General features: G+C 43.9%; 13 protein-coding genes. 6 read left to right on the top strand and 7 right to left on the bottom strand.

Annotation, left to right across the window (positions count from 1 at the left end; translation table 11 throughout):
* The 6 genes from AB5542_RS16150 to AB5542_RS16125 form a co-directional block, all read right to left on the bottom strand.
* On the bottom strand, positions 1 to 1,476 hold a 1,476-nt coding region (locus AB5542_RS16150), incomplete at its 3' end, for a M16 family metallopeptidase (RefSeq protein WP_368243216.1).
* A 46-nt stretch (positions 1,477 to 1,522) separates the two neighbouring features.
* Positions 1,523 to 2,746: a DUF4929 family protein gene (locus AB5542_RS16145; protein ID WP_279040294.1), complete on the bottom strand. Its 1,224-nt coding sequence runs from the start codon at positions 2,744 to 2,746 to the stop codon at positions 1,523 to 1,525.
* 30 nt (positions 2,747 to 2,776) lie between these two features.
* Positions 2,777 to 4,156 carry a RagB/SusD family nutrient uptake outer membrane protein gene (locus AB5542_RS16140; RefSeq protein ID WP_279040292.1) on the bottom strand — a complete coding sequence of 460 codons (1,380 nt, stop codon included), beginning with the start codon at positions 4,154 to 4,156 and terminating at the stop codon, positions 2,777 to 2,779.
* Between the two features lie 10 nt (positions 4,157 to 4,166).
* A complete protein-coding gene (locus AB5542_RS16135; protein WP_279040290.1) occupies positions 4,167 to 7,481 on the bottom strand; it encodes a SusC/RagA family TonB-linked outer membrane protein in 3,315 nt (1,104 codons plus the stop codon).
* 14 nt (positions 7,482 to 7,495) lie between these two features.
* A complete protein-coding gene (locus AB5542_RS16130; protein ID WP_158572043.1) occupies positions 7,496 to 8,671 on the bottom strand; it encodes a FecR family protein in 1,176 nt (391 codons plus the stop codon).
* Between the two features lie 155 nt (positions 8,672 to 8,826).
* On the bottom strand, positions 8,827 to 9,390 hold the full coding sequence (locus AB5542_RS16125; protein WP_270544673.1) for a sigma-70 family RNA polymerase sigma factor: 564 nt from the start codon (positions 9,388 to 9,390) through the stop codon (positions 8,827 to 8,829).
* Between the two features lie 100 nt (positions 9,391 to 9,490).
* Here AB5542_RS16125 and AB5542_RS16120 point away from each other — a divergent pair, with 100 nt between their 5' ends.
* Complete coding sequence (locus AB5542_RS16120) at positions 9,491 to 10,141, top strand: helix-turn-helix domain-containing protein (RefSeq protein WP_087422014.1); 651 nt, start codon at positions 9,491 to 9,493, stop codon at positions 10,139 to 10,141.
* A gap of 7 nt (positions 10,142 to 10,148) precedes the next feature.
* Here the strand turns inward: AB5542_RS16120 and lpxB are convergent, their stop codons facing one another.
* Positions 10,149 to 11,285 (bottom strand): lipid-A-disaccharide synthase, encoded by a 1,137-nt coding sequence (lpxB, locus tag AB5542_RS16115; RefSeq protein ID WP_270544674.1) that lies wholly within the window; start codon positions 11,283 to 11,285, stop codon positions 10,149 to 10,151.
* A 252-nt stretch (positions 11,286 to 11,537) separates the two neighbouring features.
* Between lpxB and AB5542_RS16110 the strand changes: the two genes are divergently transcribed.
* From AB5542_RS16110 to AB5542_RS16090, 5 genes are all read left to right on the top strand, one after another.
* Complete coding sequence (locus AB5542_RS16110) at positions 11,538 to 12,431, top strand: helix-turn-helix domain-containing protein (RefSeq protein WP_087422232.1); 894 nt, start codon at positions 11,538 to 11,540, stop codon at positions 12,429 to 12,431.
* Between the two features lie 123 nt (positions 12,432 to 12,554).
* Positions 12,555 to 12,785 (top strand): DUF3791 domain-containing protein, encoded by a 231-nt coding sequence (locus AB5542_RS16105; protein WP_340280149.1) that lies wholly within the window; start codon positions 12,555 to 12,557, stop codon positions 12,783 to 12,785.
* Positions 12,782 to 13,039, top strand: a complete 258-nt coding sequence (locus AB5542_RS16100) for a hypothetical protein (RefSeq protein WP_229128368.1) — start codon at positions 12,782 to 12,784, stop codon at positions 13,037 to 13,039. Before AB5542_RS16105 ends, AB5542_RS16100 begins: the two co-directional genes overlap by 4 nt.
* 48 nt (positions 13,040 to 13,087) lie before the next feature.
* The gene (gene mtaB / locus AB5542_RS16095; protein WP_118305483.1) at positions 13,088 to 14,368 is read left to right on the top strand and encodes a tRNA (N(6)-L-threonylcarbamoyladenosine(37)-C(2))-methylthiotransferase MtaB; all 1,281 of its coding nucleotides are present in this window, start codon (positions 13,088 to 13,090) and stop codon (positions 14,366 to 14,368) included.
* Positions 14,369 to 14,476: 108 nt separating this feature from the next.
* Positions 14,477 to 15,268 (top strand): NAD-dependent epimerase/dehydratase family protein (locus tag AB5542_RS16090; protein WP_368243213.1); only part of this gene is annotated, 792 nt, incomplete at its 3' end.

The following is a 15,268-nucleotide window of genomic DNA, read 5'->3' as shown; positions in this document are numbered from 1 at the left end:
CCGGGAAGGTGTAAACTTACGTACTAAAAATTCAGGCACATCCACTTTCTCCTGTTCTTCCTCTTCCACCACCACATACTCGTACACGCCACGAGAGACTTTTTCTCCCTCCTCCCAAGAGTCCTGAATTTCTTTTTCCGTCAACTTTTCTCCTTTCAACGGGTTATAATGATAGGCTGCACGCACGTGAGATAAACGCCCGAACCACTTACCCGCCAAGGTCTGTAATTCCTTACTTTCAATTCCGCGTATTTGAGTGGCGAGCCAACCATTATGTAAGGTATCCGTCACGTAACGCTCGCCCGAAATTGCCAAGTCTGCAAAATCCTCACACCATTGTTCGGAACTCTTAACGGTATAGAGCTTTCCTAATTGCTTTATGGCATTTTCTTTTAACCGAGCCAATTCCGGTTCACAAAATCCTTGTTCGCGAATTTGTTTCAAGGTACTCACGACCTCCACGATTTTTTCCTTTATCTCGGTTCCATGCTCCCCGTCGATGGAAAACACCAGATGGTCTTTGTCACTCAGATACCAGTTGTCGGACAACGAAACCCGTAAATCTTGTGCCTTAAAGCGGGCATTGACAGCCGACACCAACACACTCTCTTTTATCTTTTTCAGACGGTCACCGTAAGTTGATTGCACGGTAGTAACTTTTGGTAATATTAACTCTAATGTCGAACGACTAATCAACGTATCCTGCATTTCCTGGTAAGCCACCTTCTCTTTGTACCCCAAAGGATATTCCTTGTACCCGGTTGTTTTTACCGCAGGAATCCCTTCAAACAATTCTTTGATCTTTTCCTCCATCTCCCCGACATTCAAATCTCCAACCACGACAATCGTGGCCAGCTCGGGCACATACCATTTCCGATAGAAGTTTTCCAACTTCTCTGCGGTCATACTCTTTATCTCTTCCGGGGTTCCCAAAGGCATTCGTTCACTATAACGGGTTCCCCCGACTTTCACATCGTAAAAAGGATCACCCGTATCATACCCGCGGGCCTCTTCCAATATCACCCCTTTTTCCCTTTCAACTTGTTCCGGACGTATTTGAATGCCCGTCAACCAATCTTTCAATATCAACAATCCCCGATCCAGATCTTCTGGTCGGTCTGTCGGAATGGAAAACATATAAATTGTACGGTCAAATCCGGTAAAAGCATTAATCCCAAATCCATACTTCACTCCCAACGACTCAAGAAATTCAACGATTCCCTTATTCGGGAAATGTTCAGTCCCGTTGAAAGCCATGTGCTCAAGGAAGTGTGCCACACCACCTTCCTTCTCGGTCTGCAAGATCGAGCCGGCACGCAGGATCAAACGGAATTCAACCTTATGCCCCGGCATATCATTTTGTTTAATAACATAATGCAATCCATTCGGCAACTGTTTGTACACGGTACCTTCCGGTAACGCAATCAATTCATTTGCAGGAACACGTTTCTGTCCTTCCACTATCGAAAAAAACATTCCTAGCAAACATACAGTAAATAGGCATTTCAATATATTCATACGACTACTCAGATAAAGTGTATTCTACTCTAATAATGCTGTATCCTCCGGCACTATAATGATCAAAATTAAACTGGAACGTCAACTTATTACCTGTCAATATTCCCTGAGGTTCAATCCAATTACCATCTTCCCAGTAATCTTCATCTATTCCCGAATAGAACAGATATTGGGTAGGGTCGAGAGTGGCTCCATACTCCACATATTCTTGTGCAAGTTCATTATCTCCTGTATCCAACATCTCTTTCAAACGATTCCATGCAGAATAATCATAAGCAAAAGGAACAATGGTTATCAATTCTGTTTCATCCCATATATCAGGTCTTTCCCCCAGAAATTCTACATTTGATACACCGTTTTGGGGAAGATCAACACGGATATTATCCAACGTCATCTCAAAAGTTTCCAAACTTGTTTTAGAAAGCCCGATTAATTCCATCATTGCCATATAAGGATTTACCTCCCCTTCTCCAGGATCATAATACCAAAACATATCATTTTCAACCGTCTCCTTACGCAACATATCATACATAAACTCGGTCAAGCCCATCGGATTATTCGTCATTTTAAGTATCGGTTGTTCAGCCGTTGCGTCTTCACTCAACGTAATCACGGTCTTTCCGGTATACACCTTCTTCATCCCGTTAATTAAAGATTCCAAGCCATCCGTAGGTGGTACCTCCACACTCACCTTTACCGGGATCACTCCTATCCACTTACTCAAATCCAACCCTTTCGCCTTGTACCCTTCCAGCAATGCCTGTTGTTCTTCGGTTAAATCCTCGGCCTCCATATAAGGCTTCACGACAACACGCAACACCTCCTCCACTTTCCCCATATCCGCTTCCGGCAATGGATATTTTACTCCTATTTCCAAATATACCTTATCCTCCACACCTTCCTTATCATTTGAGATAATTTCAAAATCCACACTCTTTTCTCCCGCCGGAATGGTCACAACGGCAGGATTCACGGTCACCAAGTTTTCCACCCCTTCTGTCAGGTATTTCACGTCAATTTCCAGAGACACGTCTTTATCATAGGCACGTATCAACATTAACGTCGCCTTCAAAGGCTCATTGTCCATTGCCAATATTACCGGATCTCCCTCTGTTCTGATATATATCGAATTCTTCCCCATATATTCTCTCTCGTCCGATTCCGAACAACCGGAAAAAGCGGCGATCAACAATAAAAGCATGATTTGCAATTTTCCCATGGTACTCATAACTAAACTTTTATAATTTATACCTATACTTCACACAGCCAAAACCGGCCATCCTTCATTCTGTTTGACCAACGTGTTATACCTATATTCGCTTGCCGGAATCGGTAAGGTCCAACGATAGTCGTCTGACTTAATCGTAGCCGACACTTGTTTACCATACACACCGTAGCGTTTGGCCGGAATAGCACACCGTTTCATATCAAAAAAACGGACTCCTTCACCCACAAATTCTTTTTTACGTTCCTCCAGAATTTTATTTATTAACTCATTACCCGATAATTCCGTATTCCACGCGGTAGCACCCCGTTGTTCCATCATCCGGTTCATCAGACTCACGGCATCACCACTTCGGTCTGAACGAGCTAAAGCCTCCGCACGCATCAGCCACATTCCGGCAACCCGTGCCATGTTCACGTATTTACTCGCAATCTCGTCCCGGTTCATTTTATTATATTTCCCCAGTAAACGAACTTCACGAGCATCCGGCATCACAAACTCCACCTCCGACCATTCTTTCCGAATGTCCCCATCCTCAAATAGTACCTCATCCGTCAGTACCAAATAATCCCCCTTGTCGAAGGTTTCAAAACGAATCTCTTCATAAATCTGGGACAATTGATATTTTGCGAAAATCCGAGCCTCCGAGCCATTGCCACTCCAAAGTGCCTCGTACGCTCCGGCTCCTAACATCGTTTCCGGATACACGGTTTCCAAATCTTCCGTCTGTTCCAATACGGCGGAATAATTACCCGCATACAACTCTAATTCGACCTGTAAATAAGTAATACTCTTATCGGATAGCCAATGTACATTCTTCATTGTATTTTTCTCACTTTTAGCCTCTTTAAGTAATTTCCGAATTTCCTCCACGCAAGCTTTCATGGATGAACGAGGCAAAAAGTCAAGCTCCACCCGGTCTTTCAAAATAATCCCGTCCTTCGACTCATTCCCCTCATAACGAGGAGCAAACAGGCGTAACAAATCAAAGTAACACCATGCCTTCAACCCCTTGGCCTCACAAATAATCCTCTCCTTTTCCTCCACTTCGGTATCATTCAACGTGATCACCCCATCCATCCGGGCCAACAAAGCATTCACCTCAGCCACCACCATGTAATATTCGGTCCATAACGTTCCCGCCAAATCCGTCATTTCAACCTCCCTCCAGTCATACAGATTTTTCAACGTGGCATCCCGGTCTAAATGTTGGGTGGGACAAAAATCATCCGATAGAACCGAGTACTCGAACAAGTGTTGAGGCAATCCCTCGTAAGCAGATGCCAGCAACGAACGAGCCGACAAAACATCCGTTATTGCATCCGGATCGGAAAACTGATCTTCCAACGGTATATTAAGTGAGCAACCTCCCATCAGGAAGCCAACCACACAAATTATTATCCTCCAATTCATATCTTATATATTAAAAACTTACACTCAAATTCAACGTAAATACCGGTTGTTGCGTCCCCACTAACGAACCGGATTCTGGGTCTGACTCCTTGTAACGGGTCAAGGTAAATAGATTGGATGCCTGAAAAGCAACCGACGCGTATTGAATCACATTCTTTGTCTTCTCGATCAACCAATAAGGCAATCTATATCTCAATGACAAGGAAGACATTCGCAAATAATCACTACTTCCCACGGTACGGCTGTTAGCATACAATTTCAGATTATCCACGGCTGCCGAGGAATAATAGGGACGATGGTAAATCTTATTTTCATCTCCTTCTTGAAACCACATATTCTCTACCTGCCCTTTGATCGCATTATAATTAGCATCGCTTACCTCTCGCACGTATGAAAAACTGTACGCCTTCTTGCCTCCGAACACGAAGTAAAAATCCACATCCAGATCAAAGTTACCATAGGACACCGAGTAAAAAAAGCTACCGGAATAAGGCGGGGTGGAATGTCCCAAGGCAACCATATCCTCTCGTGTCAGTTTTTCCGTCGCGGCAATCTCTTGTCCATCAGCTCCCCGAAATACCGGAAGTCCCGTTATCGGATTAATCCCTAATGACACGGGACCATATATCATATCATACGATTTTCCAACCTCAAAACTGGGAACCATATCATACTCTGACGTGTACAGGCAGTCCGTGTGATACAAATCCACGACCTTATTCTGGTTGTAGGCAAGATTCAAACGCCCGGACATCCGCCAGTTGTTCCGGTCCACTACTTTTACATACAATTCACCCTCGACACCGCTATTTTCCAGAATACCGATATTCCGTTTCAACGTAGTAAACCCGTTCGAGGCCGGGATAGGTACATCCAGCAAAGCATCTTTTGTACGACGGCGATACCATCCGGCATTCAACGTCACCCGATTCCATAATCCCAAGGAAATTCCCGCATCAATATCAATGGTCTGTTCCGGTTTTAAATCGGCATTATACAACCCCATCAATGATAACAACTGATCGTCCCCATACGAATCCTCGGAATATTGAAACGTAGCCACTGCCGACGAAGGAGAGACGCCCTGTAAACTTGCCGTGCAACCGTAGGATGCTCTTAATTTCAACTCAGTCAATACCCCATTATCCTGCAAAAAAGGATAATTCTTCAACGACCATCCAGCACCGACTGCCCAAGCGGAATTCCAACGTTTATCACTAGGTAATATGGAAGATGCATCACTCTTATATGTTCCGAACAAATCATAGATATTATTCCAGGAATATCCGGCTAAAACTCCTATACCCAGCTGAGCCGTCTTCTCATTCTTTGAAGTGAATGATGGTTTCCGGTTACCCTCTATTGATTGATTTACACCTGATGCGGACTGCATCTTCTTAGTCAATCCATAACCTGTAATTCCCAAATTATCATAGCGATCGGAATAAAAGTCAAAATTCGCTCCCAAAGTCAAATCATGTTTTCCAAATGCCCGATTATAAGTCACACGTACATTCGAAGACAGATTCATGGTAGTATTTTTATCTTTTGTCAATTTTCCCCGTTCCCGCTCCGGAACACCGCTTGTAATTTCAGAATACGCAGTCGGAGGCGTAATTCCCAGTTTCTCCGACAACACGTAATCAATACCTGCGACGGCAGCAATCTCCAATCCTTCGATTCCCCGAAAATTTATACTTCCTGAAACACCGGCCCGTTTATCTGATGATTCTTCACTATATTGGTTGAACAAATCCGCGTACGTTCTTCCCGGAAAGGAAACCAACTCCGAGTTCACATCTTTCGTTTCATAAGGATTCAACTGATACACTAAATCCGTCGGAGAATAACTCGTACCATTCGGCGTGTTCGTGAGGGAATACCCGCCATTGACACTCAAAGATGCATACAACTTTGGGGTTACCTCCTGATCCACGCTCAACCGTGCCGTTACCCGCTTAATATCGTTTCCGGGAATACGCCCTCCCTGTTGCGAATAATTCAAAGAGGCATAAAAACTGGTTTGTTCCGTTCCCCCTCTCGCACTCAAATTATGTTCCTGATAGAAATTATTACGCAATAATTCTTTGAACCAGTCCGTATTAATACGTGACAAGGAATCCAGTATTTGCTGCCCTCTGGCAATTAAACTCTGCAAATTCGGATCATTCGCATGATATTTCCGATAGTAATCTTCACTGTATCGATACCCCGGAGTTGCTGTATTTTCCAGTCGACGTTCTAATTCCAACTTTTCTCTCGAATCCATCATATCTACCCCCCGACGTCCCCGAAGAGTCACACCCCCACTGAAACTATAATTATATACCATTTTCCCGGCTGTACCTCGTTGGGAGGTGATTTCCAGCACCCCGTTTGCCGCCTTGATTCCATACAGCGCACAAGCCGCAGCATCTTTCAACACTTTAATCTCCTTTATATCATTGGGATTCAAAGTTAAAAAAGCATCTGATGAAATCACTTGACCATCCAGAACATACAAAGGTTCGTTTGCCGCATCTCCCGCCCGCAAAGAAGACGTTCCGCGAATACGAATTTCCGGTTTACTACCCAAATCTCCTTTGTTGGTCACAATTAATCCCGGAGCCATACCTTGTAGGGCAAGCGCCATATCCAACACGGGTTTATTGTTCATGCGCCGGACATCCACTTCATTCACCACCCCCGTTTTAGCCCGCACATCAATCTCGTTAATATTTGCCCGGGCCCTTACCTGTACTTCGTCCATCTCGTTATAACTATCCTTCAACACGACATTCATAAAACGATCGCCCGTATATTTAATCTCTTTTGTCTTTTTACCGATAAAGGTAAACACGACCTCCATGCCCATCACGTCAGGTACGACCAATGAATAATTCCCGTCTATTCCTGTCACGGTACCCACCGTTGTTCCTTTGATAAAAACATTTACTCCCGGTAATGCTGCCCCCTCTTCATCATTCACCTGTCCTTGGATCTTGACCGTTTTGGAAGCCGCCTCCGGAGTTCCTTTTGCATATAATATAACTGTCTTGTCCTTTATTTTATAGGTAAGATCTGAACCCTTCAAGGCAATATTCAACACAGAATCCAACGTAACTTCTTTCACCTGAATAGTCATTTTCTTCAAGTTCATAACCATTGCATTGTTAAAGAAAAAGGTGTAATCTGACTGTTTCTTGATTTGGTCTGTCAACTGGGCAAATGAACCATTCTTCAAATTAATTGTTAGTTTTTTCTGTTGGGCAAACACACTCCCCCCAAACACAAACACGAACAACAAGCCCCATAAAATACGCCTGAAAACATACTTACCTTTCATAGTTCCTAATTTTTTCAATGTACAATAATACTTTGTCCTTCTATCGTGAAATGCACGTCACTCGTAAGCTCGATGATCTCCAACACCTCGTTTAAATCTTCATATTTCTTTACATCACCGGTAAATACAATATCTTTCGCCTCTTCTCGGTAGAATTCGACTTTCACATCATACCACCGTGCCAGATTACGCATCAGATCCTCCAGACGCATATCTTTAAAGACCAAACGTCCCGATCTCCAAGCAGTAAACAATGCTGTCTCTACCTTATATTTTTCCATTCCTTTCCCCCCGGTCAAACAAACCTGTTCGCCCGGCACCATTCTCACCTTTTCTCCTTTATCCATAGATTCTACCTCTACCACACCTTCCTCCAAAGTTGTCCACGTTTTGCCCTCTTCCGCATAAGCACACACATCAAAAGAAGTTCCCAACACGCTCACTTTAGCCTGCACGGTTTCTACCACGAAAGGACGACTTATATCACGAGCGACCTCGAAATAAGCCTCTCCTTCCAAAATCACCTTACGAATCCCGCTTGCAAATACCACCGGATATTTCAATCGTGTCGCTGCATTCAACCACACTTTGGTCCCATCCTCTAAAGTCATAAAATACTCTCCTCCCCGCGGAACCTCCAACATATGAAATGCATCTTGCACGCCCGCACCCGACAGCGATTTACCATCATAACTGATCCGCCCGGAATCCGCACTAATCTTCATTCCCCCGTCCTCTATACTTCTTTCTCCCCAATCCAGGACCTGCCTTTCTCCCGACGACAAGACTAATACGGCTTGAGATTTCCCGGCTTTCACCGTTATCGGTTCCTCCGTCTTCTCTTCTTTTATGTCCTCCTTGGAAAGTAACGCAACCGCAATTCCCAATGGAACGATAAACATAGCCGCGTACTTCATCCATGTAATCTTTATCCTTCTACGCCTTGCAGATAGTTTATCCTGTCTCACTTTTCTAAATTTTTCCCATGCCCTCATATAATCCAAACGCTCGTATACTTCCGCCTTACGCTCCATCAGCTCGGTCGAACTCCACAGAGCAAACAACTCCCGATGGCGCTCGTCCTCCGTCAACCATTTTTCCAACTCCTGCAATTCCCCTTCTTCCAAACAATCACCTAAAGACTTGGAAATAAACTCTGATATTCTAAGTGCATTTTCTTCCTTATCCATAAACAAATAAATTTTCTTTTCTTCCGTTTCTAACATTCATTTGCCCAGAAACACTTCAGAAAGCAAAACGGGGGGATAAGAATTAAAAAAAAATTAAAATTCGATCACAAACGTATTACAAATGTTTGGTCGCAGAAATACCTTAAACCGGGTATTTACGAGAAAAGAATACCTATAAATATTGAGTATATGCCACCTTTTAATTTATTATACAATCTCTTTTTACCGTCCTTTTTATACTCTTTTGCCGTTTCCAGAGAAATTCCCATTAACTCCGCCACTTCTGAGATTTTATACCCTTTTAACGTCAACGACATAACTTTTCCGCATTGCGGTGGCAACTGTTCTATGGTAGTTAAAATCCGTGCAAACACATCCTCTTCCATCATTCGCTCTAAAAACACCTCTTGATTCTCCCCCTCTTCCAACATTTTCATTTCATATTGTCTTCTGATCTTTAAATGACGTAAATAATTCAAGGATTTGTTTCTCACTCCCGTATATAAATATACTTTCAGCGCAATCCGATTATCAAACACCATCTCTTTATCAAGCAGCGATATAAAGAACTCCTGCACAATATCTTTTGCAACCTCTTCATTCCCCACATACTTCCCCGCAAACAAAACCAATGGAACATAATAATAGTGATAGAGTAACTCGTACGCCTTCTCTTTCCCTTGGTGCAAATAATCCAATAACAGGTCACGCTGATCCATAACTTAAAATTATTTGACAAAGATAACTTAAAATTTCTTTAAACAAAGAACATACAATCCGATTGCAATATCTTTGCAATCGGAGAAAAACAACCAGACTATGATTCAAACAAAAGCCGACTACATACACGCCCGAATTGCAGAGGGAGAACACCAGCAACAGGATTTCAAATTCGAGATTTCCGATGCCCGCAAGATCGCTAAATCCCTTTCCGCATTCTCCAACACCGACGGGGGACGATTACTCGTAGGAGTAAAGGATAACGGCAAGATTGCCGGGGTTCGCTCGGAAGAGGAGATTTACATGATCGAGGCTGCCGCAAAACTTTACTGCAAACCGCAAATAGATTGTGAAATGCACGTCCACACCGTGGAAGGGCGTACTGTTCTCGAAGTCATTGTTCCACCGGGCGAACAGAAACCCTATTGTGCCAAGGATCACGATAACCGCTGGTGGGCCTACATCCGGGTTCGGGATGAAAACATACTTGCCACCCCCGTACATATCAAAGTATGGCAACAAGCCGGAACCCCGAAAGGAGTATTCGTACATTACACGGAAACAGAACAAATGTTACTGGATTACCTTTCTTCACACGACTCAATCACCCTGAACCAGTACTGCCGTATGGCAAAAATATCCCGTCCCAAGGCAGAAAACACGCTAGCCAAATTCATCCGGTTTGAACTCGTCGAACCGTATTTTGACGGGCAGCGTTTCCTTTTCAGACAAAACGAAAAGAGTTCATGATTTCAACTCACCCACGGAAGCGGGATAACTCGTCAATCATCATTCGGGCAAATCGTTCGGATGCCCCGGCATCACCCAATTTCTCGTTCACCTCATCATACCCGTCCAACATCTGATGTCGTTTCCCTCCTTCCGGAAGGATTGCCGAGAGTTCCCGCAACAGGTTCTTCTCGTTCAATTTCTGCATCAATAATTCGGTCACCACTTCTCGCCCGGCAATCAGGTTTACCAACGAAATATATTTCACTTTAACAAAGGTCTTAAACAGGAAATAACTCAACGCCCCCCCTTCCCCGCTGTAACAAACCACTTGAGGTGTCCGCAAGATCGCAGTTTCCAGCGTGGCCGTTCCTGACGTGACCAAAGCTGCACGAGCCTGTCGTACCAACCGGTAGGTCTGCCCGTAAATTATCCGAACCTTCACGTCCTGCAAATAAGGTGCATAATCCTCGTCACTCATCGACGGGGCTCCCGCTATCACGAACTCATGATCGGGAAAATGTTTTACCATGGTCAGCATCTTCGGCAACACGTGTTTCAATTCCTGCGAACGACTGCCTGCCACCAAAGCGATGACCGGTTTACCGGACAAGCCATTTACCTGCACGAACTCATTAAATGTTTCGTTCTTAAAAGGACGGTCGTGAATAGCATCCACCAACGGATTTCCAGCATACTGCACGGGATAATCATACCGGGCATAAAAGTCTACTTCAAACGGGAAAATCACGAACATACGATCCACCAACCGCTTGATCTTCTTCACCCGTCCCGTGTTCCAAGCCCAGATTTTCGGGGAAATATAATAGAACACGGGAATATTCGCATCCTTGATAAATTTTGCCACCCGGAGATTAAAACCACCGTAATCCACAAGAATCACGACATCCGGCTGCCATACCAGAATATCCTGGTGACAAGCGTCGATATTTGCCTTAATCTTGTCCAGATTTTTCAAGACTGTCAGGAAACCCATGATGGCCGTGTCCTTGTAATGACGAACAATCTCACATCCGGCCTCCCGCATCAAATCACCACCCCACCCGCGGACCTTTGCATCCGGGTCAAACTTTCTCAATCCCTTAATCAGATTAGAGGCGTGCAAATCGCCCGATGCCTCTCCCGCAATAACGTAGTATTTCATTGGCTTTTTTCTATTCTTTGGGCAAAGATAGAAAAAGATTTTTCATTTTATACCTCCCAACCGACATGTACTGAAATCGAGGGGAAATTCAGATCGCCCACGAATATCACTTACCTCATTGACAAGCAACGATATTACCTGAATCACTGAATTTACCCGAATACTTACCCCGATCACGGTTTCACTCACGGGAAGTACACGGGATCACGAAAAAAGATGTATTTTTGTTGTAGAATCAATCAAATGAAAAACATGGACGAAATACTGAAAATAGACACGATCGAACAATATAATAACTTGTTTGGTTTTCAAACACTACACCCACTAGTGAGTTTGGTTGACTTCGACGCTCCCGAACGCCAAGAAAACTACCGGATGACCATCGGTTTCTATGGTATTTTCCTGAAAGAAACCAAGGGCTGCGTGATCAACTACGGGAAAAGCAACTACGATTACGACGACGAAACTGTCGTCAGTTTTGCCCCCGGACAGACAGTAGGTTTTACCCGGATTGAAGGAGTTCCTCCTAAATCCATCGGTTTGCTGTTCCACCCGGATTTCATACGTGGTACGTCATTAGGGCAAAAAATCAAGAAATACACGTTTTTTTCTTACGAGGCAAACGAGGCCCTCCACCTTTCAGTAGAGGAGCGCTTGGTCGTAACCAATTGCCTGTCTATCGTACGTTCGGAATTACAACACGCTATCGATAAACACACGAAAGGACTGATCTGCACGAACATCGAGCTACTTTTGGACTATTGTATGCGTTTTTACGAACGGCAGTTCATCACCCGTCAAAACATGAATCTGGATGTACTAAGCCGATTCGAAAGATTGATTGATGACTACCTCGATTCTGATCTCGTGGAAAAAAACGGTGTTCCCTCCGTACAATATTTCGCCGACAAGATTTGCCTGTCTCCCAATTATTTCGGTGATCTGGTAAAAAAAGAAACGGGGAAATCGGCAAAAGAATATATCCAGTTAAAAATGCTCGATGTAGCCAAGGAATATTTGTTGCATCCCGAAAAGAGCATCACGCAAGTTGCTTACAAACTGGGATTTCAATACCCACAACACTTCGTTCGTTTTTTCAAAAGGTACGAAGGCATTACCCCCAGTCAATACCGGGTTAGCAGTTGATAATACCTTTACAAGAACTGATCACGAATATAAAACTCCAATTTCCATGCTCTCATTCATTATAAATTTCTTATTTTTGCAATTAGATGAACACATGATAAGAACTGATTTTGGGAGAACGATATTATTATAGATAAAAAAAAATTAGATATAGCCTATTTCCTTTCATTTTGTATTGAACAATACAAAATGAAACAAGGATTATCTGGTGAAGAGGCGATTAGCTTGTTCGAAAAATATAACGTCTTATCATACTTATCGGATAACTTTGAAGTATTACATACACAAAGTCAACAATGGCTGATGGAAGAAATCAAAGAATACATTACCAAACAAAAGAAGGCAAATCAATGAAACTATACCATGGTAGTTTAGATAAAGATATTCTAATGAACCGGGAAATTACAGACAAAAATCTTTACTTGTTACTGCCTTCCAAAGTCAGCCTTTTTGTACAACTGTATATAAAAGAACATGGCGGTTCTATCATAGATGCCATTCGACAATTTTATCACTCCAATACTTACAAGGCGCTAGAAAAAGAGAATACCAAATTATGGCATTATGGTTCCGTAGCTTTATACGAGGAATTCATGGATAAGAAATGAAAAAACTCTATCTTTGCCCCTCGCTAGCAAATTTAAAGTAGATCGCATATGAACATTGTTGGGAAGAGAGTGGCATACATCACGTTAGGATGCAAATTAAATTTCTCCGAAACCTCCACGATCAAGCACAGCCTTGAACAAGAAGGAGCCGTGACTGTGGGAGAAAAAGATGGTGCGGATATATTCGTGATTAACACATGTAGCGTCACGGATATTGCTGAGAAAAAAGGACGGCAGATGATTCGGAAAATCATCCACCGAAATCCCGGAGCCTACATTGTTGTGGTTGGTTGTTATGCCCAACTCAGAGCGCGAGAAATCATGGACATTGAAGGTGTCCATCTGGTACTCAACGCACGAGACAAGTTCAACGTGGCCCACTATTTGAACCACCTCGAAGAACAGGAACGGCACGAACCACATTCTTGCGATATTTTCGGGGTTAAAAACTTCGATCTTGCTTACTCGTACGGGGACAGAACCCGGTGTTTCCTGAAAATTCAAGACGGATGCGACTATTTCTGTTCTTACTGTACAATTCCCTTCGCTCGCGGACGTAGCCGCAGTGCTGCCATTCAAGACGTGATCAAGGCAGCCCGTGACGTGGCATCCAAGGGTATCAAGGAAATCATTCTCACGGGAGTAAACACGGGAGATTTCGGGAGAGAGACAGGGGAAACATTCCTCGACTTAATACGGACTCTGGATGAGCTGGAAGAAATCCAGCGTTTCCGGATCTCCTCCATCGAACCCAACCTACTGACAGATAACATCATTCATTTCGTGGCCTCCTCCCGGCGTTTCATGCCACACTTCCACGTACCTCTTCAATCCGGGAGTAACGAAGTGTTACACTTAATGAGGCGACGCTACGAACGAGAACTTTTTGCCGAGAAAGTGCAGGAAATCAAGACACTTATTCCCGATGCCTTTATCGGGGTGGACGTGATTGCCGGAATGCGCGGAGAAACACCGGAGGCCTTCGAAGATGCCCGCCAATTCATTGCCGGACTGGATGTTTCCCAGTTACACGTGTTCCCTTATTCGGAACGTTCCGGAACAAAAGCACTGGACATCCCGTATATAGTCCCGCAAGCGGAAAAGCATCGTCGAGTGAACGTACTCCTAGACATTTCCGAACAGAAGTTGCACGATTTCTACACGGCACACGTGGGGCAAACCCGTCCGGTGCTGTTTGAAGAAAGCGACATTGCCGGATCAATCGGCGGATTCACGGACAACTACATCCGGGTGGAAGTCCCCTATGACCCTTCCCTCGCGAACCGGATCGTGCCCGTGGAGCTAAAAACCGACATTTTCGGCTCGTAAATGCCGGACTTCACGCGGCATAAACCTCCGGAAGAATACAAACTTTACGGAGTAATTTTATATTTTTGTTGCCGTAAAAATTATATTTAAAATAAAAAACAAGGTATTATGAATGTCTTAGTTACTGGAACAGCGGGGTTTATCGGTTTTTATCTTGTTCAGAAATTACTGGATGCAGGACACACCGTTTATGGAATCGATTCCATAAATCATTATTACGATGTTGCTTTGAAACACGACCGCCTGCACGCCTGTGGCATAGACCATCCCGTTCCCGACAAAGAAATCGTATCTTCCCTGAACACGAATTACACGTTCTGCCAGTTGGACCTGTGTGACGCCGAGGCCATTCATAAATTATTCGACACACATACTTTCGACTGCGTGGTGAACCTTGCCGCACAAGCCGGAGTACGGTATAGCTTGAAACACCCGGAAAGTTACGTGCAAAGTAACGTGATGGGATTCATTAATTTACTGGAATCCTGTAAAAAGACGAACTGTAAGAAATTCATATACGCCTCGTCCTCTTCCGTATACGGGAACAATCAATCCGTTCCTTTCAAGGAGACGGACACCGTGGATCACCCGATCAGCATTTACGCCGCCACGAAAAAGAGTGACGAGTTGATGGCAAATGCTTACGCTCATCTCTACGGCATACAAACCATCGGTTTACGATTTTTCACGGTATACGGTCCCTTCGGGCGTCCGGATATGGCTCCCATGCTTTTTGCCAACGCCATTCAACATGACGAGGTGATTCGCATTTTTAATAACGGGAATCTCTCCAGAGATTTCACCTATATCGAAGACATCGTGACAGGAATCGAGAAAATCGTGTCAACACCTGGAATCCTGCGGGAAGATGTACCCGGCACCCCCGCCACGATATACAAT

It is taken from the genome of Butyricimonas sp. RTP31003st1_G1_RTP31003_210430 (assembly GCF_040920905.1).
Classification (GTDB): Bacteria; Bacteroidota; Bacteroidia; order Bacteroidales; family Marinifilaceae; genus Butyricimonas; species Butyricimonas paravirosa.
The sequence above is the reverse complement of the archived record's forward strand: the minus strand, read 5'-3'. Positions and strand labels throughout refer to the sequence as shown.